The sequence below is a fragment of the Nocardiopsis oceani genome, assembly GCF_054777395.1.
In genome coordinates, this window is record NZ_BAAHAR010000006.1 from 44,002 (window position 1) to 63,167 (window position 19,166).

Genomic DNA, 19,166 nt, shown 5'->3' on the forward strand with positions numbered 1-19,166 from the left:
CTGGTCATCCCTTGATCGATCCCGCAGTCAGCCCCTTTTGGATGCGCTGGTTGAGGGCGAGGTAGAGGATGAGCATGGCGAAAACGTTCAGGCAGATCGCCGCGAACAAGGGGCCGTACTCGACGGTGCCGAACTGGCCGGTGAAGTTGAGCAGGCCCACCTGGAGGGTGCGCAGCGAGCCGACGTTGGTGAAGGTCAGTGCGATGAGAAGGTCATTCCAGAAGAAGAAGAACTGGACGAGCCCCACGGTGAAGACTGCGTTGCGCATCATGGGCAGCGCGATCAGGAAGAAGGAGCGGATTACTCCGGCCCCGTCCATAGCGGCGGCCTCAAAGATCTCGCGCGGCACGGCCCGAAAGTAGGTGGCCATCAAGAACACTGTCAGCGGCAAGCCGGCTGCGGTGTAAGTGATGACCAGCGGCCACAGCGTCCCGGTCAGCCCGGTGCGGTAGTAGACCGTGAACAGCGGCAGCAGGATCATCTGGATCGGGACCATGATCCCCGCCAGGAACAGCAGCAGTACCCCGCCGCGGCCCTTCCAGACCAGGACCTCCAGCGCGAATCCGGCCGCGGTTCCCAGCAGCAGCATTAGGAACAGAGCCGGGAACACCGCGACGACGCTGTTGAGCAGGTACTGGGAGAAGTTCCCAGTGGTCCAGGCCGTGACGTAGTTGTCGAAGTTGAACTGCGCGGGCAGGGCCCACACGGGCCCCTCGAGGAACTCGGTCTGGGTCTTGAAGGACCCCAGCAGAAGCCACACGAGCGGCCCCAACACGATGGCCAGGAGCAGAGCCACAAGCAGGTGGGACGGGAGCCGACGCAGGTGGGGGTTGCGTACGCGCCGCAGCGCTGTGCCCGCGGGGTAGGACGGGAGGGCACGGATCGTCATGGGCATCACCTGGTCAGATCACGGCGCGAGATACGGAAGACGAGCACGGTCACCACCAGGCACAGCAGGGTGAGCAGTGTCGCCACGGAACTGCCGTAGCCGTACTCGCCGTACGTGAACGAGGTCTGGAACATATAGAGGGTCAACGGACTGGTGGAGGTACCTGGGCCGCCGTCCGTCAGAGCGATGATGCTGTCGAAGACCTTGAGCGTCCCGTTGATACTGAAGATCAACGAGGAGATCAGCACGGGGAAGGACAGCGGCAGCACGATGTGGCGCACCAGCGTCCAGCGGCCGGCGCCGTCCATCCGGGCAGCCTCCAAGAGGTCCTCGGGGATGTCGACCAGGCCGGCGTACAGGAGCACACCGTAGAAGCCCATGGACCGCCAGATATCCATGACCACGATCACCAGGAACGCGCTGCCGCCGTCGCCGAACCAGTCGACGGAGGCGAACCCCAGCACGTTCAGGAACGCGTTGACCGGTCCGTCCTGCGGAGCGATCGCGAACAGCTGTTGGAACATCAGGGCAACCGCGACCGTGGGCAGGACCACCGGGAAGAAGACCAGGGTCCGTACCAAGGACGAGTAGCGGCGTAGGACGAAAACGTAGAGCAGCGCGAGGGCGTAGCCGACCAGCACCTGGCCGACGGTTACCACGACCGCGTACTTGAGGGTGAACCAGAGGGCTTCGTGGACCTTGCTGTCGTCCCACAGCCGGACGATGTTGTCGAGCCCGGTGAACCGGAAGCCGGTGATGGCGTTGCCGGTGAAGAACATGTAGCCGAGCGACCAGAGAACCGGTACCAGCATCACGATCGTGTACACGACCAGTGCCGGACCGATGAGGACGAGTGCCGCCTTGCGGTCGCCGAGAACCTGCTTCATCGTCGGGTTTCCTTCGTGCGCGGGCACAGCGCGGAGCCCGCCGGTGCCTGCGCGGTGTGGCGGACGGGGTCAGAACTGGTCGGACTGGACCATGCTCATGAACTCCTCGGCGGTGAGCGATCCGCTGACCAGGGGTGCGGCGTTGTTCTGGCTTGTGTCTGTGGCTTCGGTCGAGAAAAGAGCCTCGAACCACAGCACGGGATCGTCGGTGTCGGCGACCTGATCCCGCACCTCCTGGGTAAGCAGGGGTACATCGGTGCCCTCGTCCTCCACGACGAACCCCGACACCCGGTTCTCCTGCTCCAGCGCGGTGGTGCCGTAGTGGTCGGCGATACAGGTCAGCCAGGCTTCGGTTTCCTCGTTGAGGGCGCTGGCGTTCATCGTCACGGGAAGGCCTACGTTGGCGGCCAGCTGACCGCTGTTCCCCGCACCGCCTTCGACTTCGGGGAAGGGCATGAAGCCGATGTTGTCCTCCCCGATGGCGTTGCGCTCCTCGTCGTTGAAGTCGCTCAGTGCCCAGCTGCCCATGTAGAACATGGCCGCCTCACCGGACAGGAAACGGTTGGTGGAGGTGTCCATGTCGATAGAACCGACACCCTCGCCGAAGAACCCCGCATCCCCGAGGTCAGCGACGGCCTCGGCAGCACGCACGTAGTCGGGGTCGGTGAGTTCGACCTCACCGTTGGCGACCAGCTCCAAGGCTTCGGGACCGAGATCGCGGTAGAGGTAGTTGCCGATGAAGCGGGTAATGGGCCACCCCTGCTCGCCGCTGGCGGAGAAGGGGAGCACGTCGGCCTCGGAAAAGGTCTCGGCGGCGGCGACCAACTCGTCCCATGTCTGCGGAACGTCCACGCCGTGTTCGGCGAACAGCTCCTGGTTGTACCAAATGCCCTCGATGTTGTACTCGAACGGCAGGACGCGGAAGCCGCCGTACAGGTCCTCGATCGTGGAGACGGCAGCCGGTTCGAGCCGGTCGAGGGCGTCGAGGTCGGTGAGCGCCTCCTCGAAGTCCAGGACGTGTCCGGAGTCGGCGAGCGTCTCCGTCAGAGCGGGGGCGTTACCAGCGGAGTAGAGGGCGGGCAGACCGCCCTGACCGGCGAGCAGCTGTAGTTGCTGGTCGAGATTGTTCTGGGGCACCGTCTCGACTGAGAGGGGCAGGGACTCATCCTCGGCCGCGCACTCCTCTTCAGCCAGGGTGCTGAGTACCGCGGGGATCTCCTGGTTCTCGGTGTTGATCAGGAGGTCGAAGTCCGATGTCCCCGCCCCCTCCGGACCCGAGCAAGAGGTGAGCGCGAAAGCGGTGGCCCCGGCCACCGCGAGGGCAGCCAGGCGGGGGCCGGTTCCTGGAGAGACCATCATTCCTCCTCTGCTGGGGGGTGGGCGCTCCGTGCGTTCACCGCAATTGGAGCGCTCCAAATTGCCGCTCCAGGTGTGCCGTGGAACACATGCTCTGGAGCGCTCCAAAGCGTACGCCCATAAGGTGGATCCTGGCAATAACGACGACGTGGGGGTTCCCGACACGATGGCAGAGCAGGAAACCGAAGGTCACGCGCGCAGAGTCGCTTCCGTCCCCACGATGGAGGATGTGGCGCGCAGGGCCGGCGTCTCCCGGGGCACCGTCTCCAACGTCCTCAACCGCCCCTCCGTCGTGGCTGAACCGACCCGCGAACGTGTGCAGGCCGCGATCACGGAACTCGGTTTCGTGCGCAACCACGTCGCCCGCTCGCTGGTGGTCGGCCACGCCGACACGTTCGGATTCGTCGTGGTCGACCTGGCCAACTCCTACTTCCTCGACATAGTGCGCGGCGCGGAACGCCTTGCCGACCAGCAATCCGTCCGATTCCTGCTGGCCAACAGCGACGTGGACCTGGCCAAACAGGACTCGTCCCTGGACCTGTTCGAAGAGTCCCGGGTCTCCGGGATTCTCTTGGCCCCGCTGGACGGGCCGATGGACCGCGCCGAACAGGTGCGCCGACGCAACTTGCCGATCGTCTACGTCAACTGGGCGGGGGTGGACGGGGAAAGCTGCGGGGTCGTCGTCGACGAGGAGGCGGGCGGATATCTGGCCGCTTCCCACGTCATCGACGCCGGTGCCCGGCGGCTGGTCTTCGCGGGCGGCCCACTCACACTGAGCGCCATCGAAGGGCGCCTTCGCGGGGTCGAGCGCGCTGTCGCCGAGGCGGACGGGACAGTGTCCTTGAACGTGTGGGAGACCGACCGCCTCACGACCCCGGCGGGACTGTCAGTAGGATCAGACATCGTCGACCTCCCGGAACAGGAACGGCCCGACGCCCTGGTCGCGGCCTCCGACGCACTGGCCGCCGGAGCCGTCCAAGCCCTGTTGTACTCGGGTGTTCGGGTGCCAGAGGACCTGTTGGTCATCGGATACGACAACAACCACTTCGCCTCCGACCACGTTGTGCCCATCTCCACCGTGAGCCAGCCCGGCGACGAGATGGGACGCATCGCCACCAGCCTGTTGTTGGAGGAGGTCGCCCGCCACCCGGAGCACGAACACCGCACCATCGTGCTCTCACCTCGGCTGATCCCACGAGCAAGCACGGACACGATCGTGGGCGTCGCCGACACCTGAGGGCGCACCTCTCAGGTGTGCAGGGCGGAATCGGCCACGGCGGAACGTTGCCCCACCACCCTCGCGGGGCCCGACCGTCCCGAGCCCCGCGCTCCCGGCGGGAGCCACAACTCCGTATTCCGGAGACTCTGACCGTCACGGTGTGTCCAGGCGCCGGAGCGCCTCCTCCCAGCGAAGGCGCCGCTCGTCCGCGGCCAACTCCCACCAGGGGGCACCCCGCTCCCCCAGACCTTCCTTGGCGCACTGCACTCTTCGCCTCGCCCGCCGTTCGGCATCGGGGTCCTCCGCGCGCAGGGCCGCCGCGACATCCCGGCGGGCCGACATCAGATGTCCGACCAGGCGCTCACGTACCCGGTCGGGCAGGGACGGATCGCTGGCGCGCCACCGACGTCCCTTGACCACGACGTAACGGCCGTCCCCGGTGCGCTCAGCGTCCGCCATGCCACGGGGCGTGCCCGCCCCCGCTGCCAGGCACACCACCACCTCTCCCCAGTCAGGAACCGTCGGCCGCGTGTGGGCCGAGCACATCGGCGAGCCTGCTCGGAGAGTCACCCCCGTAACCGGCGTCGCGGGCCCGCTCCACGACGGCGTGGGTGGCTTCGAGGCCCCCTTCTGGCACACCCGCCGCCGTCATCGCCGCACGCAGGTGGCCCAGGCTGGCCGAGACCGAATCGAGAGAGGAGCTGTCGGCCCCCGAAAAACTCCCCTCGACGAGGTCGGAGGCCAGCTCGGGCAGAACGTCGGCCGCGAGTCGCGACATCGCCGCGGCGTGCGGGGCCACCAGGTTCACGTCCAGGCCCTGTGCACGTGCGTAGGCGAGGGCGTGTGCGACACCGCCGATCGAGGTCCAGAACTGGGTGAGCAGGGCGACGTCGTAGGTGGCCGCGGCTGACACCTCCGAACCGAGGTAGTGCGCCGTGCCACCGAAGGCCGAGAGCAGGTCCCGGTGGGCTTCGTAGGTTTCCTGCGGACCCGAGTACAGGACGCGGGTGGCCCGGGTACCGATGGTTTCGGCGCCCGTCATGATCGCTCCGTCCAGCAGCGTGATCCCCCGTTCGGCAAGGCGCTGGTCGAGTCCCCGGGTCAGTTCCGGGGTGTCGGCGGTGAGGTTGACGACTACCAGACCGGACAGGTCGGTCTCGCGTGCGGCCCGGTCGAGGACGCTGTCGACCGCCGCGCCGTCGATCAGGCAGAGGACCGCGACACCGTTGGCCGCCAGCGCTTCGGCAGCGGAGCCCGCCAGGCGCGCCCCTTGGCCGACGAGCTGGTCGGCCTTCCCCGGCGTGCGGTTCCAGACGGTGGTCGGGTGCCCGGACCGGAGCAGGGACTCCGCTAGGGCCCGACCCATGGGTCCGAGGCCTATCACTGTCACGGGGGCACTGTCGGGCGTCGTAGAGGTCCCGGCGCCGTGTTCGTGTGCTGTGTTTGCTGTCATGGCACCGAACGTAGACTTTGACGCCAGCGTGAAGGTCAAGTCAGTAGCGGGAGGCGCGGTGAGGATCGGCGAACTGGCGCGGCGTGCAGGGGTGAGCACCCGTGCTCTGCGCTACTACGAGGAACAGGGGTTGCTCCGGCCCCGCCGTCAGGCCAACGGTTACCGGGCCTACTCGGAGGGAGACGTGGACCTGGTGCGCCGCATCCGGGTCCTGCTGGCAGCGGGCCTCAACTCCGAGATGGCCCGGGAGGTCCTGCCCTGCTCTACGGACGACGGTCAGGTGGTCGCTCCGGCGTGCGGTGAACTCGTCACCGAACTGGTGAAGGAGCGGGACCGCATCACCGGCCGGATCGACGAACTGCAGTCGGCCCGCTCCTCACTCGAGGCCATCATCGAGGCAGGGCAGGCGGCAGTTTCCCAACCGAGCGGTACGACCTGACGCTGCGAGGATGTTCTGCGCTCCGGGCGCACGGCGGGTCAGATCCGGCGGGTCAGCCCCAGCACAATCGCTGTGTTGATCGCCGCCAGCGCGATCCATACGACCGCGAAGGCCGCCACGCCGCCGGAACCCAGCGCCGAGAGGCTGCTCGGGGCTCCGAACAGCAGCGAGAAGAACAAGGCGCCGCCGATGGTCGCGTTGGTGCTGCCGCGCGCCTTGCGCATCTCCTTGGCCTGCCGGGACTCCGCCTCGGCCTTGCGGGCGTCGGCCTCGGACTTCCGGGCCGCCGCGTCGTATCCGACGAGCCGGTGTTCCAGCTGGGCATGGACCTCGGCTGCGACGGCATCACCGGTCTGGCCACCGGTGATGCCGCTGTCGGGATGTTCGGCGGGCTGGCCTGGGGTGGCCGGGGTGTGTTCAGCCATGTCTGATCCATACCACGCCCCCCGCTGATCAGTCGGGACTGCGCCACCCCGAACATGGCCGGCTGCGGACGTGCTGGGCGTCACGGCTTGCGCGCCACCCCGCCGTACTGGTCCATGCCGCGGCGGATACCGGCCTCGACGGGGTAGGGACGCCACTCGGGGCAGGGGACCACGCCGGGCTCCAGCAGCTCCAGCCCTTCGAACCGGGCGGCGAACTCCTCCGGGCTGCGCAGGAGGTAGGGGACGTCTCCGTGCTTATTGCCCTCCTCGATGGCCCGGTTGTAGGCCTCGCTCGTGTTGGTGCCGTCGTAACTGGCCAGGTAGCTGCCGGGCGCAAGGGCGGCCAGGAGGCGGCGCACGATCGGCAGTACCTCCTCGTCGGGGATGTGGCCCAGGACCCCCATGAGCATCAGCCCGACGGGTTGGTCGAAGTCCAGGGCTTCGGCGGCCCGCCGCAGGATGGTGTCGGGTTCGCGCAGGTCGGCGTCGATGTAGTCGGTGACGCCCTCCGGTGTGCCGACCAGGAGTGCGCGCGCGTGCGCGAGTACGAGGGGGTCGTTGTCCACGTAGACCACGCGGCACTCCGGTGCCACCGCTTGGGCGACCTCATGGGTGTTGTTGGCGGTGGGCATCCCGGTACCGATGTCGAGGAACTGGCGGATGCCCGCCTCGCCCGCCAGGTGGTTCACGACGCGGACCAGGAACTCCCGGCTGCTGCGGGCCAGGTCCACGATCTCCGGGTAGGACGCGGCCACCTGGTCGCCGGCCACGCGATCGATCGGGTAGTGGTCCTTGCCGCCCATCCAGTAATTCCAGATCCGGGCGGAGTGGGTCCTGGTGGTGTCGATCTGCCGCGCGGCACCGGAACCGGCGAGGGCGGACGGGGACGGGTCGTCAGTCATACCTCTACCTCGATACGCAGGGGGTGCCCCCTCCGCAGTGCGGGTTTCCCGGCGCTCCCGCACCCGGAAAGCCTGCCTGCAGCGGGGATCTACTCGCGGCGAGGCTATCCGACGGCACGTTTTCGCTCGGATTCGCAGCACTCGGTACAGGCGGCGTCCCGGCCGGAGGGAACCGTCAACGTGCCGGTACCGGTCTGAACGACCTCAGGCGAGACTGTCGCGCCACGCTTCCAAGAACCGGAGCAGAGCCACGGAACCAGGGTCCCGCTCACCGGCGCCGCGCTCACCGACCCAGGCAGCGCGCCCCTTCGCCGAGGTCAGCGCACTCGTCTCGGCGACCGCCCGCTCAGCGGCGAGGACAGCCGCGTGTACGGCCTCGCCGGGGTCCCGCACACCGACAAGGGCCTCTTCGACCAGCACCAGTCCGTCCACGAACGTCTTGTCGCCGGGACTAGCACCGCCCCGCTCCCGCACCCTGCGAGAGACAGCGCCGGTCAAACGTGCTGCGGCCGCGGCTGAGACCGCGTCCAACCCTTCCGCCTCCGCTGCGGCGGCAAGCACCCCGGCACCGGTCAGTGCGGCGAACGTCGACGGGTTGGCCGCTGCGAAGGTCGTGGCGGCAGCGCGCAGGACATCCGCATCGTGGGCATCCTCTGGCAGTTCGAGCAGTACCTGCCGGGCCGCCAGCGCTCCGGAGGAGACCGTGACCCCCAGGTCCCCGTCTCCGAGCCTCGAATCCAGGTCCCGCAGTTCCCCGGCGTGTGCGGGCATCCGATCCAGGGTGTCCGCGAGCACTCGCCTCAGCTCGCTCACCCGATCGGTACGGCGCACGCGCGGGGCCGCCCCGCCCTCCAGTCCGCTGCCAGCGGCCTTCGGCGCACGCGCGGTCGGCGCGGCCGTGGTGCCCTGGGCGAAGAACGGGGACGCGGCGGGCGCGTCGAGGAGCCCGGCCAGCTCGCCGTCGAGCAACAGGAGGGAAACCGAGGCACCCGCCATCTCCAGGCTCGTGGCGAACTCCCCCACGTAGTGCCGGTGGACGATGACTCCGCGCTCGCTCAGTACCCGGTGGACACGCCGGTAGATCAGGTACAGCTCCTCCAGAGGCGTCGCGCCCAGTCCGTTAACCAGTACAGCGACTCGGTTCCCGGCCCCGGGGTCGAGCTCGGCCAGGATCTCGGTGAGCAAGCGGTCGGTAATCTCATCCGCGGTCTCCAAGGCGCCCCGGTGGCTCCCGGGCTCTCCGTGGATGCCGATCCCGACTTCCATCTCGCCCTCGTCCAGAGTGAAGGTGGGCTCGCCCGCCGCGGGGAGGATCGTCGGGGACAATCCCACTCCCATGGTGCGGGTGGCGTCCACGGTCCGCTGTGCCGCCGCGCGGACCAACTCGAGGTCGTCGCCGCGCTCGGCCGCGGCACCGGCGATCTTGTAGGCGAAGAAGAGCCCCGCCACACCTCGCCGGGTTTCCTCCTTGCCTCTGGGTGCCGACATCACGTCGTCGGTGCCCAGTACCGTCGCCGTCTCGACCCCCTCCGCCGCCACGACGTCGGCTGCCAAGTCGAAGTTGTAGACGTCGCCGCCATAGTTGCCGTAGAGGTAGAGCACGCCAGCGCCCCCGTGACTGGCGCGTGTGGCTGCGGCGATCTGTTCGGCGGAGGGGGACGAGAACACGTTGCCCACCGCCACTCCTGTGGCCAGCCCCTGGCCAACGTAGCCGAGGAACAGCGGCAGGTGCCCTGAGCCCCCTCCGGTGACGATACCCACGCGCCCGTCCAGCGGAGCGTCGGCACGGACCAGAGCCCGCCGGTCCACGGTGGCCGCTCGCAAGCGGTCCGGGTGCGCCAGTAGCAACCCTTCAGTCACCTCGTCGACGAAGTCCTCGGGCCGGTTGATGATCTTTTTTAGTGCCACGGTGCGCCTACCTCTCGTTCTCGCGACCTCCGTCCGCCAGTGGTCAGGCCAGTGCTTCTGCCGTCTCCCGGAGGACCGACAGGTCGGCCTCGGACACGGCGTCCCCGCACACGCGCGCGGGTCCGGCGAACAGACCTTGGACAGCTAGTCCCGCCTTCAGGTGCGGGATGCTGCCCGCTTGGACGGCCGATACCGCTCGCTCGATCAGCGGTTGGGCTGCGCGGACACCCTCGTCGTCCCCCTTGTTGAGGGCATCGCGCAAGGCCACGAAGGGTGAGGGGAACACCGAGGAGACCCCGGAAACCACTCCCTTTCCGCCGGAGCGGACGAATTCCTCGAACGCGATGTCATTGCCGGACAGAACCGAGAAGCCGTCGGGAGCGGCCGCCAGGTAGCTCGAGACCGAAGCATCGGTCTCACCACTGATCTTCACGCCGCGGACACCCGCGTCAGCGAGACGCCTCAGGACCTGGGGTCGGGCCTCCGTGGTGGAGCGCGCCCGGAACAGATAGGCGTGGACCTCAGCATCACCGGCCGCGGCCACCAGGCGCTCGTAGTAGCGCACTAGGGCATCCTCGGGGGCGGGTAGGAAATGGGGAGTGATCGCGGCCAGCCGGCTTGCCCCGGCGTCCACAGCGGCGCGGGCCAGTCGCGCGGCCTGGCGGGGTGCGGCCGCCCCCACGTGGGCGTAGACGCGGTCCGGTCCGAAGACGTCAAGCGCGATCCGGATGAGGCTCAGGCGCTCATCGTCGTCGAGGGCGGTGAACTCCCCCGTGGTCCCGGCGACGAACACGCCGTCCACCCCCCGGTCGCGAACTGCGGTGAAAAGCTCGGAGGCGCCTTGGGTGTCCAGCCCCTCCTCCCTGGTGAACGGGGTGGGAAGGGCGGTGATCACCTGTGCTTGCACGGGCATGCGTGGTTCTCCTCAGGGGAATCGTGAGTGGCGCGGGGGGCGGTACAGGGGTCAGGTCGAGACGGTGGCGGCCTCGTCCCGGCGTGCCCGGCGCGTGCGCCAGGCGGAGCGGAGCGGCGGAATGGCGAGCGCGAGCACGCTCACCGCCAGTAGAAGCAGTGCGATGGGGCTGGTCAGAATGGTCTGTATACCGTCGATCTCCAAGGCCCTGCGCAGGTTGCCTTCGGCCAGGTTCCCCAGGATCAGGCCGAGGACGACCGGGCCGGGCGGAATGCCGAAGCGTTTGAGGAACAGGCCGACCAGCCCGAAGACGAGCATGATTCCCACGTCGAACACACTGTTGTTCACCGCGTAGGTACCGACCATGCAGAAGACGAGGATTACCGCCCAGAGGAAGTGCTGCGGCAGTTCCAGGAGCTTGGCCACTCCGCGCATACGCAGCAGGCTGATCACCAGGGCGACGACGGTCGCGATCAGCATGATGCCGGCGATGCTGTAGACCAGGTCGGGCTGGTTGGCGAACAGGGAGGGCCCAGGCTGGATGCCCCAGACGACCATGGAGCCGATCATGACGGCCATGACCGAGTCGCCGGGCAAGCCCAGGGCCAGGGTCGTGGTGACGGATCCGCCCAGGGTCGCGTTGGACGAGGTGTCGGCCGCGGTGAGACCTTCCAGGGAGCCCTTGCCGAACTCCTCCGGCCGTTTGGAGGCCCGGCGCGCTTGGTCCCAACCGAGGATGCCCGCGATGTCACCGCCAGTTGCGGGGACGACGCCGACGACCCCGCCCACACCGCTGCCGACCGCGAGCGGCTTGAACATGGTGCGCCAGTCACCACGGGTGGGGAACCAGCGGCCGAACTTCTTGATCGGCTCCGCGGCACGGCCCCGCCGGTGCACCAGGATCTGGTTCATCACCTCAGCGATGCCGAACAGACCAATGATCGCGGCGATGAAGGGGATGCCGTCGGAGAGCTCGGTCGCGCCGAACGTGAACCGGGGCGTACCCGTGATCGGGTCGCGGCCCACAGCCGCCAGGAGCAGGCCGAGCCCGCCCGCCATGAGCCCCTTAACGATCCGCCCTCCGGACACCCCGACCATCATCGTCAGTCCGAAGACGACCAGGGCGAACATCTCGGCCGGACCGAAGTTCAAGGCCAGCTGTGACAGCGGGATCGCTGCGACCATGAGCAGGATGACACCGACGAGCGTGCCCCATGCGGAGGCGAAAGCTGACGAGGTCAGTGCCAGCCCCGCCTTCCCCTGGCGCGACATGGCGTAGCCGTCGAAGGTCGTGGCGATGGAGGCTGGCGTTCCCGGTGTGTTGATGAGGATCGCCGGGACACGGTCGCCGAAGTTGGCCGCGACGTAGATGGTGAGCAATACGGCCAGGCCGGGCAACGGGTCGAGCGAAAGGGTGAAGCCGCTGGCCAGGGCGACGGCCATGGTCGCTGTTACGCCGGGGAAGGCACCGACGAGCATGCCCAGGAGGGCACCCACGGCGATGCACAGGATGACGGTGGGATCCAGCAGCGCGCTGAACCCCTCGATGATCGGACTCATAGTGGCACTCTCAGCAGGACGCCGAACAGCAGGTAGAGGACCCCTGTCGCCAGGACGGGGAAGAGGATCAGCGCCTTCCAGCCGCGGCCGCCGCCGAACCAGGTCAGAGCGATGAACAGGACCGTGGTCGAGACCCGGAAGTCGATGAAGTACCAGAGCACCCCGTATCCCGCGACGGCCGCGAGCATCAGGACCAGGCGCCGGGTGCCCTCGCGCGTGGCGGGTTCGGGTGCGATGTCCTCGGCGGCGCCGGAAGGCCTCCGAAAGGCCTGCACGGCGAGGCAGGTGCTCAGGGCCAGCAGGGCGACCGACAGCAGTTCGGGCCACCAGCGGGGGCTGAACTGCGTGAGCTGCGCGCCCTCGGGGATCTGGGCGGCCAAAGCGAACACGGACACGGCGAGCAACGCGCCGGCCCCGGCAGGGACGAGGTCGCGGAGCTTGCGGCGGGGACGCCCGTCCTGCGCCTCCGGCGGCGTTGCCTGGTCAACAGCTCGGGTGGGCACAGTACTCAGTCCTGTTCCGCGATCAGGTCGCCGAAGCGGGCGTACTCCTGGTCGACGAACTCGGCGAACTCGTCCGAGGGCACGTTGACCGGGATATCCCCGGAGTCGGTGATGACGGAGACGAACTCCTCCGAGTCGGCAGCCTGGTCGAAGGCCTCCTCCAGCTGCTGGAGCACCTCCTCGGGCACGCCGGCTGGAGCTCCGATACCTCCCCAGCCACCGATCACGACGTCCAGGTCCTGCTCGGCGGCGGTCTCCACCCCAGGCAGGGCCTCCGACGGCTCGGAGTCGAAGACCGCGAGGACCCGGATCTGGTCGTCAGCGTGAGCGGGCGCGGTCTCAGACAGGCCCGCGATCACCGCATCTACCTGGCCGCCGACGGCGGCCGTGACAGCGGGGGATCCGCCGTCGAAGGGCACCGGCTGGAACTCGGCGTCGGCGACCTGCCCGAGTTCGGTGGTGGCCGCCTCCCAGATGGATCCGGCCCCTGAGTTGGAGACCGAGACGGAGCCCGGATCGGCCTGGGCGGCCTCGACCAGGTCGTCGAGGGTCTCGTGGGGGCTGTCCTCTGGGACGGCGATAGTAGCGGGGACCGAGACCATCTGTCCGACGAGGTCGTAGTCCGCGGGGTCCACCTCGTAGCCCTGGTGATCGAGCATGACGGTCTCCACCGGCAGGTATCCGATGCTGTAGCCGTCCGCGGAGCGTCCGGCCAGGTCCTCCAGGCCCACGGAACCGGCTCCGCCGCTGCGGTTCTCGACGACGATGCTCTGTCCGAGGACCTCCTCCATCTCGGAGGCGAGGGTGCGGGCCGCCAGGTCCGAGGCGCCTCCGGCCTCGTAGGGCACGACGAGGGTGAGGTCCTCACTGGGGTACTCCCCCGCGTCCTCGTTGACGCCGCCCCGGTCGGCGCACCCCGCGGTCAGGGCGGTGATCGCCAGTGCGGACGCCGTCAGGCGGAAGGTACTGGAACGCATGGTGCTCTCCGGTGTTTCGGTGGTGTCGGCTCCGTAATGGCGTCGCGGGACATGAGCCGTGGGTCGGGGACCGGGTGTTCAGTGACCACCCGGGGTCAGTCGGATCCGGGGGTCGTGTAGGGCTCCCTGAGCCTGAGCCGGGCGTTGTCCAGGTGCCCGCGGAGCTCCTCGAAGACCGCGTCGGGCTCACCGGTCTCGACCAGTCCGGCCAGTACCTCGTGCGCGGCGACTGAGGGTCCGAGGTCGGTGTAGCGCTCGTTGGACGCCAGGAGCAGGACCTCGATGGTCGGTCGGTACTGCGCCCACACGTCAGCGAGGCGCCGGTGTCCGGCTACGTCGTAGAAGACGGAGTGGAACCGCACGTCGGCGGCGGTGAAGGCCTCCGGGTCATGTGCCTTTCGCGCCTCACGCATCTGTTCGAGCGGGGATCGGAGCTCCCGAGCGAGCCTGTTCCGGTCGCGCCCGATCCCGATCTCCAGGGCCAGGCGCTCCAGCGAACCCCGTAGGGAGAAGAGCTCGTCGATGTCCTCACCGTTCAGTCCGACGACCGTCGCACTTCGGCGGTTGGTGTCGATGAGCCCTTCGGAAGCCAGGGTCTTGAGGGCGTCACGGATCGGGCCGCGGCTCAGGTTGAACTGTTCGGCCAGGTGCCCTTCGACCAACGACGTCCCAGGGGCGTAGCGCCCAGTGATGATCAGACGCCGGAGCTCACTGGCGACCTTGTCACCCAGTGCCTGGTGCTTGATCGGCAGGATCTCCGACATGATGTCCTTTCGGTTAACCGTTAACGGTTAACCAGATTGGCTCACCGTGTGACGTGTGTCAATAGCTGCAACGAGGGGCACCTGTGTGAGTGTTGCGAGGTCAAGCGCACTTTCCTTGCGCGGCAGGGGCTTCCAGCGGAGAGGACCCGAAGATTCCGCTCTCCGACCCGGCCCTCGGCCACGCCCCGACAGCGGCCAGTGGCCAGTGGCCACCGTCGGTAATCATGATGTTTCCCAGGAGTGAACTTTTAGCGCTCGACGACCCCCTCGACCACCAGGGCTGTGAAACGGGCCGACGCATTCCCACTGATTCACACCGCGAGCCCCTAAGGAGTGCACACTCGCATCCGGACGAGCCGGTTTCAGTGGAGGCCACAGTGAATCGGCCTCAGGATGAGCAAGGACATGACCCTGGGCACCAGCTGAATGACCCCGGGCGACCGAACCTTTGTCCAGGTCAGCACGGTCAGTCCACGGGGGTGCCGAGCGGACAGGCGCGCTCGCCCGACACGGAACGCGGGAAACCCTGTGGGGCAGGAGTTGTCGGTGTTGCGTAATGGGTCTAAAGTCCGGGTTGTGACATAAGACTGAGCCGTCCCGTCACCCCCAGCCACCCTCTTGGACAGGATCTCCTTGGCCCCCCGCTGCCCGTACGCCGAGCTCCACTCCGCCGACTTCCACGCGGACCCGCACGCGGTCAACCGCCGTATGGTCCAAGAGCACGGGCCCATCTTCCCCGCGGAGATCTTCCCCGGGATCAGGGCCTGGGTCGTCGCCGACTACTCGAAGATCACCGCCTGGTGCCGGGACACCCGCACCTTCCGCCGCGACTCGCGCCTGTGGCGGGACTGGCGGGAAGGCCGGATCCCCGACGACGCGCCCGCCGTCGCGATGATGATGCACCGGCCCAACCTCCTCTTCACCGACGGCGACGAGCACGCCCGGCTCAAGCGCTCGGTGGTCGACTCCCTCGGGCGTATCCCGGAGAGCAGGGTCGGCGACATCACCCGCCTGCACGCCCACACCCTCATCGACGCCTTCACGGAGCGGGGCCGCGCCGATCTGGTCTCCGAGTACGCGCGTCTGCTGCCGCTGCTGGTGCTCTGCGACCTGTTCGGCTTCTCGCGCGACGTCGGTGAGCGGGTCCTCAACTCCCTGAGCGACCTGTGGGACGGCATCGACGCCGCCAAGGCCAACGGCGAGTACGAGCGCGCCCTGTCCGACGCGATCTCCGCCAAGCACGCCGATCCCGGGGAGGACGTCACTTCGTGGCTGCTCCAGCACCGGGCCGGGCTCTCCGACGAGGAGATGCTGCACCAGCTGGTCGTGACCATCGGCGCGGGCGCCGAGCCCACCGCCAACCTCATCTCCGGAACCATGCGAGCGCTCATGGCGGACGCCGAGGTCAGGCGCGCCTTCAACAGCGCCCGGGTCGGGGTCGGTGAGGCGATCGACCAGGTGCTCTGGCGCGACCCGCCGGTCAACAACTACCCCGTCCTCTACCCGGTGGAGGACGTGCGGGTCGACCTCGACACGGTGATCCGGGCGGGGGAGCCGGTCCTACTCGGGTACGCGGCCGCGCACGCCGAGCTGTCCGGAGGGGGCCCCGACATCGAGTTGGGCAACCGCGCCCACCTGGCCTTCGGTGTCGGCCCGCACCGCTGCCCCGCCCAGGGGTTCGCCTACGCCATCGCCCAGGTCGGGGTGGAGACGCTGACCAGGCGCCTCTCCGACGTGCGGATGGCGGAGGGCGACGCCCAGTGGCGCCCGGCGCCGTTCGCGCTGGCCCTGTCCCAACTCCCCGTCATGTTCACCCCCGAACCCCCGAAGGGCACCACACCGCCATGGCAGCAGACATCCCCGTCCTCCACCCCTACGACCTCCACCGACAGACAGCCCGACTACGCGAGCGAGGCCCCGTCGTCGAGGTTGAGATCACTGGTGGCGTGGTTGTTCGGGCGCTGACCGGCCACGATGTCATCACCGAGGCCCTGGCCCACCCGGACGTGCGCAAGGAGGCCCGGCACTGGCGTCCCTGGACCCGAGGCGAGATCCCCATGGACTGGCCGCTGATCTCCTGGATCGCCCCGGACAACATGCTCACCGCGGACGGTGACCGGCACCGCCGCCTGCGCACCCTGGCCTCCCAGGCGTTCACCCCCCGCCGGGTGGAGGTCCTGCGGCCGCGCGTCGAGGAGATCACCGACGAGCTCCTGGACTCCGCCGAAGCCGCCGGCCCCGGGCCGGTCGACCTCAAGGCCGCGCTGTCGCTGCCCCTGCCCATGACGGTGATCTCCGAACTGTTCGGGGTCGGCGTCGAGCACCGGGACACCCTGCACACCCTGGTGCACCGGGTCTTCGACGCGACCACCACACCGGAGGTGGCGGCTCAGACCAACATCGACCTGCAGGCCTTCCTGGCCGGGCTGGCCGAGGCCAAGGCGGAGGACCCCGGGGACGACCTCACCAGCGCCCTGCTGGAGGCGCGCGCCGAGGGAGACGAGAAGCTCTCCCACACCGAGCTCGTGTGGACCCTCATCCTCATGATCGGCGCGGGCTACGAGACCACGATGAACCTCATCAGCAACGCCGTGCACGCGCTGCTCACCCACCCCGAACAGCTCGCCCTGGTGCGGAGCGGCGAGGCCTCGTGGGCCGACGTCGTAGAGGAGACCCTGCGCTGGGACGGCAGCATCCAGTACCTGCCGCTGCGCTACACGGCGGCCGAGGTCACGCTGTCCGGGGTGCGCGTGCCCGAGGGCGAGGCCCTGCTGATGGGCTTCGGCGCCGCGGGCCGGGACCCCGCCCAGCACGGCGCGGACGCGCACGTTTTCGACCTCACGAGGAAGCAGCGCGGACACCTGGCGTTCTCGCACGGCCCGCACTTCTGCCTGGGCGCGGGGCTGGCCCGGCTGGAGGGCATCACCGCCCTGGAGAAGTTGTTCACCCGCTTCCCGAACATCCGCCTGGCCGAGGGCGAGGAAGTCCCCGAGGCCCCGTCCATCGTGTCCAGGGGCGCCGAGCGCCTCCCAGTGGTCCTGGGCTGAGCGGTCGTCTTGGTGCGGGACACTCCGCCTTAATTTGGCTCTCGCTGATATAAGCCATCACCGATGTCCTGAAGTCATGCACGCCTTCGACGTTCTCGGCGACCCGGTCACACGGCGCCTCCTGGAGCTCTTGGCCGACACGGAGGCGATGTTCTGGAAGCAGTTCGGCCCGGGCGCCACCGGCGTGGGCTGGGACCTGGCCTTCCTCGTCCTGGAGCGGCACCTGCACGCGGGGGCGAACACGCCCCAGGAGGCCGAGGGCTGGGAGGGGACCGACGAGGGCCGCCGGTTCATCACCGCCAGCAGCGCCCGCTGGGGCGAGGCGAGTATGGAGACGGGCACCCCGCGCGCGGAGGCCGAGGCCGCCCGGGACCGCACCACCGCGTTCTTCCTTCGTGAGGGCCCCGGAGCGCACTGACCGGCTCACCTTCAGGAGCCACCGTGTGACCCATGTCTTAAATCGAGACACTCGGCTGCCTCCAGCCCTCTGCGGGCGTGTCTAGTACTCCAGTTGTAGTTCCGGTTTGTCATAGTTCCTGGAGTGCCTGTCTGCGGTAGTGGCATTGACGGGCGTTCGCTTGGTGGGCGCGTCTGAACAGCGACCATCCCAGCACGTGCTCGATGTCGGGATCCGTGGTGAACAGGGCGTTGAGCAAGTGAGCGATCTCGTTGCAGGTCAACGCAATCAGCTCGACCATGGACGGGTTCTGGCGGGCTTCGATGACGGCCATGGCCGCGAGGAAGGCGTAGGCGAGCATCGCGAACAGGCTCCATCGGTGCCAGGAGCACCACGTGCGCACCTGGTGCTCGTCCAGCCCGGCCAGGCCCTTGCCCTGCTGGAAGCTCTCCTCGACCGCCCACCGGCGCCCAGCGATGGCGACCAGACGCTTCAACGGCACCACTTCGGGTGCGTAGCACCGGTAGAACGCCAGCTCGCCCGTGGTGCGGTGGCGTCGGATCAGCGCCCACCGGTACCCGCCTGGGACGGGTTCGGCATCGATGAGCGCCCAGTCGTAGAAGCGCTGGCCCTTGGCTCCCGGCCCCGCGGACAGGCGTTGCCACGCGGAGCTTGGGGCCAGTACCGCGAGCTCGCCGACGGTGGCCGGGCCGTGTGGCAGCACCAGGCGTTCGGTGTGGGCCACGGCCATGACGTACCCGAGCCGGTGCTCCTCCAGCGTTTGGCGCAGGCGCGGATTGCCTCCGTAGACCTCGTCGGCGGCCACCCACTTCGCGGGTGTGGTCGTCTCCAAAGCTGAGGTGATCATCTGGGCGGCGAGTTCGGGTTTGGTGGCGAAGGCGATGTGGTCGGGAACGCCCGCCGTTTGCAGGCGTGCGGGGGTGGTGGTCCAGGAGCGGGGGAGGTAGAGGCGATGGTCGATCAACGCGTGCCCGGCCGGGGTGGCGTAGGCGAGGTAGACCGCGACCTGGGCGTTCTCGATGCGCCCGGCGGTGCCGGTGTATTGGCGTTGGACGCCGACCGTTGTGGTGCCCTTCTTCAGGTCGCCGGTCTCGTCCAGGATCAGGACCGCGTCTTGTTCTCCCAGATGGGTGCGGGCGTAGGTGCGTAGGTCCTCGACGAGGCCCACTTCGTTGACCTGGGCGCGGGAGAGCAGGTGCTGGAAGCGGTGGGGGTTGGGGTGGCCGACGTGTTCGGACAGGGTCCAGCAGTTCTTGCGTGGGAGTGGGGCGAGCAGGCCGCGCAGGAGGTCGTGGGCGGTGTGTTGGGTCTCGGGTCGGGCCAGACGGGTGGAGATGGCGTGGATCAACTCGTTCAGCCGGTGTGGCCAGCGCTGGGCCGCTACGCTGATGTCAGCGGCCACCGCCTGGGTTTTCGTTGTCTTCACAACCATCGATGATCACGCGGTGGCCGTCCGTGTGTCTGGTGTTTCCCCAGATCAAAGGCTTGTCGTGCTGTCATTTCCAG

General features: G+C 68.5%; 19 protein-coding genes. 5 read left to right on the forward strand and 14 right to left on the reverse strand.

What is annotated here, in order from left to right; genetic code table 11:
* Positions 1-4: 4 nt before the first annotated feature.
* From ACYVDG_RS04625 to ACYVDG_RS04635, 3 genes are all read right to left on the reverse strand, one after another.
* Entirely contained in the window at positions 5-889 is an 885-nt protein-coding gene (locus ACYVDG_RS04625) for a carbohydrate ABC transporter permease (RefSeq protein WP_460747028.1), read from the reverse strand.
* Between the two features lie 5 nt (positions 890-894).
* Positions 895-1,776: a carbohydrate ABC transporter permease gene (locus ACYVDG_RS04630; RefSeq protein WP_460747029.1), complete on the reverse strand. Its 882-nt coding sequence runs from the start codon at positions 1,774-1,776 to the stop codon at positions 895-897.
* Between the two features lie 69 nt (positions 1,777-1,845).
* Entirely contained in the window at positions 1,846-3,132 is a 1,287-nt protein-coding gene (locus ACYVDG_RS04635; protein WP_460747030.1) for an ABC transporter substrate-binding protein, read from the reverse strand.
* A 166-nt stretch (positions 3,133-3,298) separates the two neighbouring features.
* On the opposite strand from ACYVDG_RS04635, the gene ACYVDG_RS04640 reads away from it, so the two are divergent.
* On the forward strand, positions 3,299-4,369 hold the full coding sequence (locus tag ACYVDG_RS04640; protein ID WP_460747031.1) for a LacI family DNA-binding transcriptional regulator: 1,071 nt from the start codon (positions 3,299-3,301) through the stop codon (positions 4,367-4,369).
* Between the two features lie 135 nt (positions 4,370-4,504).
* On the opposite strand, the gene ACYVDG_RS04645 is transcribed toward ACYVDG_RS04640, so the two are convergent.
* Both ACYVDG_RS04645 and ACYVDG_RS04650 read right to left on the reverse strand, forming a co-directional pair.
* Entirely contained in the window at positions 4,505-4,810 is a 306-nt protein-coding gene (locus tag ACYVDG_RS04645) for a hypothetical protein (protein WP_460747032.1), read from the reverse strand.
* Positions 4,811-4,862: 52 nt separating this feature from the next.
* Positions 4,863-5,741 carry an NAD(P)-dependent oxidoreductase gene (locus tag ACYVDG_RS04650; RefSeq protein WP_460747033.1) on the reverse strand — a complete coding sequence of 293 codons (879 nt, stop codon included), beginning with the start codon at positions 5,739-5,741 and terminating at the stop codon, positions 4,863-4,865.
* A 61-nt stretch (positions 5,742-5,802) separates the two neighbouring features.
* Here ACYVDG_RS04650 and ACYVDG_RS04655 point away from each other — a divergent pair, with 61 nt between their 5' ends.
* Positions 5,803-6,243, forward strand: a complete 441-nt coding sequence (locus tag ACYVDG_RS04655) for a MerR family transcriptional regulator (RefSeq protein WP_460747034.1) — start codon at positions 5,803-5,805, stop codon at positions 6,241-6,243.
* Between the two features lie 38 nt (positions 6,244-6,281).
* Here ACYVDG_RS04655 and ACYVDG_RS04660 read toward each other — a convergent pair whose 3' ends face one another.
* The 8 genes from ACYVDG_RS04660 to ACYVDG_RS04695 all read right to left on the reverse strand — a co-directional run bounded on the left by ACYVDG_RS04660 (position 6,282) and on the right by ACYVDG_RS04695 (position 14,195).
* On the reverse strand, positions 6,282-6,668 hold the full coding sequence (locus ACYVDG_RS04660; RefSeq protein ID WP_460747035.1) for a hypothetical protein: 387 nt from the start codon (positions 6,666-6,668) through the stop codon (positions 6,282-6,284).
* A gap of 80 nt (positions 6,669-6,748) precedes the next feature.
* Positions 6,749-7,570, reverse strand: a complete 822-nt coding sequence (locus tag ACYVDG_RS04665) for an SAM-dependent methyltransferase (RefSeq protein WP_460747036.1) — start codon at positions 7,568-7,570, stop codon at positions 6,749-6,751.
* Positions 7,571-7,774: 204 nt separating this feature from the next.
* A complete protein-coding gene (locus ACYVDG_RS04670) occupies positions 7,775-9,478 on the reverse strand; it encodes a dihydroxyacetone kinase family protein (RefSeq protein WP_460747037.1) in 1,704 nt (567 codons plus the stop codon).
* Between the two features lie 43 nt (positions 9,479-9,521).
* Entirely contained in the window at positions 9,522-10,391 is an 870-nt protein-coding gene (locus tag ACYVDG_RS04675) for a dihydrodipicolinate synthase family protein (RefSeq protein ID WP_460747038.1), read from the reverse strand.
* Between the two features lie 51 nt (positions 10,392-10,442).
* A complete protein-coding gene (locus ACYVDG_RS04680) occupies positions 10,443-11,951 on the reverse strand; it encodes a tripartite tricarboxylate transporter permease (protein WP_460747039.1) in 1,509 nt (502 codons plus the stop codon).
* Complete coding sequence (locus ACYVDG_RS04685) at positions 11,948-12,454, reverse strand: tripartite tricarboxylate transporter TctB family protein (protein WP_460747040.1); 507 nt, start codon at positions 12,452-12,454, stop codon at positions 11,948-11,950. Before ACYVDG_RS04685 ends, ACYVDG_RS04680 begins: the two co-directional genes overlap by 4 nt.
* A gap of 5 nt (positions 12,455-12,459) precedes the next feature.
* Positions 12,460-13,431 carry a tripartite tricarboxylate transporter substrate binding protein gene (locus tag ACYVDG_RS04690; protein ID WP_460747041.1) on the reverse strand — a complete coding sequence of 324 codons (972 nt, stop codon included), beginning with the start codon at positions 13,429-13,431 and terminating at the stop codon, positions 12,460-12,462.
* A gap of 95 nt (positions 13,432-13,526) precedes the next feature.
* On the reverse strand, positions 13,527-14,195 hold the full coding sequence (locus tag ACYVDG_RS04695) for a GntR family transcriptional regulator (protein ID WP_460747042.1): 669 nt from the start codon (positions 14,193-14,195) through the stop codon (positions 13,527-13,529).
* A gap of 633 nt (positions 14,196-14,828) precedes the next feature.
* Here ACYVDG_RS04695 and ACYVDG_RS04700 point away from each other — a divergent pair.
* The 3 genes from ACYVDG_RS04700 to ACYVDG_RS04710 all read left to right on the forward strand — a co-directional run bounded on the left by ACYVDG_RS04700 (position 14,829) and on the right by ACYVDG_RS04710 (position 17,660).
* Positions 14,829-16,160, forward strand: a complete 1,332-nt coding sequence (locus ACYVDG_RS04700; RefSeq protein WP_460747043.1) for a cytochrome P450 family protein — start codon at positions 14,829-14,831, stop codon at positions 16,158-16,160.
* On the forward strand, positions 16,142-17,242 hold the full coding sequence (locus ACYVDG_RS04705; RefSeq protein ID WP_460747044.1) for a cytochrome P450 family protein: 1,101 nt from the start codon (positions 16,142-16,144) through the stop codon (positions 17,240-17,242). The genes ACYVDG_RS04700 and ACYVDG_RS04705 overlap by 19 nt, the downstream gene beginning before the upstream one ends.
* A 76-nt stretch (positions 17,243-17,318) precedes the next feature.
* The gene (locus ACYVDG_RS04710) at positions 17,319-17,660 is read left to right on the forward strand and encodes a hypothetical protein (RefSeq protein WP_460747045.1); all 342 of its coding nucleotides are present in this window, start codon (positions 17,319-17,321) and stop codon (positions 17,658-17,660) included.
* A gap of 109 nt (positions 17,661-17,769) precedes the next feature.
* Here ACYVDG_RS04710 and ACYVDG_RS04715 read toward each other — a convergent pair whose 3' ends face one another.
* Positions 17,770-19,062, reverse strand: coding sequence for an IS701 family transposase (locus ACYVDG_RS04715; RefSeq protein ID WP_460747131.1), 1,293 nt, complete (start codon positions 19,060-19,062; stop codon positions 17,770-17,772).
* Positions 19,063-19,166 lie beyond the last annotated feature (104 nt).

Excerpts from the sequence above, each read along its gene's own strand:
- ACYVDG_RS04640 (WP_460747031.1), top strand. The coding sequence starts at position 3,299 with ATGGCAGAGCAGGAAACCGAAGGTCACGCGCGCAGAGTCGCTTCCGTC.
- ACYVDG_RS04680 (WP_460747039.1), bottom strand. The coding sequence starts at position 11,951 with ATGAGTCCGATCATCGAGGGGTTCAGCGCGCTGCTGGATCCCACCGTC.
- ACYVDG_RS04655 (WP_460747034.1), top strand. The coding sequence starts at position 5,803 with ATGGCACCGAACGTAGACTTTGACGCCAGCGTGAAGGTCAAGTCAGTA.
- ACYVDG_RS04710 (WP_460747045.1), top strand. The coding sequence starts at position 17,319 with ATGCACGCCTTCGACGTTCTCGGCGACCCGGTCACACGGCGCCTCCTG.
- ACYVDG_RS04630 (WP_460747029.1), bottom strand. The coding sequence starts at position 1,776 with ATGAAGCAGGTTCTCGGCGACCGCAAGGCGGCACTCGTCCTCATCGGT.
- ACYVDG_RS04695 (WP_460747042.1), bottom strand. The coding sequence starts at position 14,195 with ATGTCGGAGATCCTGCCGATCAAGCACCAGGCACTGGGTGACAAGGTC.
- ACYVDG_RS04645 (WP_460747032.1), bottom strand. The coding sequence starts at position 4,810 with ATGGCGGACGCTGAGCGCACCGGGGACGGCCGTTACGTCGTGGTCAAG.
- ACYVDG_RS04660 (WP_460747035.1), bottom strand. The coding sequence starts at position 6,668 with ATGGCTGAACACACCCCGGCCACCCCAGGCCAGCCCGCCGAACATCCC.
- ACYVDG_RS04635 (WP_460747030.1), bottom strand. The coding sequence starts at position 3,132 with ATGGTCTCTCCAGGAACCGGCCCCCGCCTGGCTGCCCTCGCGGTGGCC.
- ACYVDG_RS04625 (WP_460747028.1), bottom strand. The coding sequence starts at position 889 with ATGACGATCCGTGCCCTCCCGTCCTACCCCGCGGGCACAGCGCTGCGG.
- ACYVDG_RS04665 (WP_460747036.1), bottom strand. The coding sequence starts at position 7,570 with ATGACTGACGACCCGTCCCCGTCCGCCCTCGCCGGTTCCGGTGCCGCG.
- ACYVDG_RS04690 (WP_460747041.1), bottom strand. The coding sequence starts at position 13,431 with ATGCGTTCCAGTACCTTCCGCCTGACGGCGTCCGCACTGGCGATCACC.
- ACYVDG_RS04675 (WP_460747038.1), bottom strand. The coding sequence starts at position 10,391 with ATGCCCGTGCAAGCACAGGTGATCACCGCCCTTCCCACCCCGTTCACC.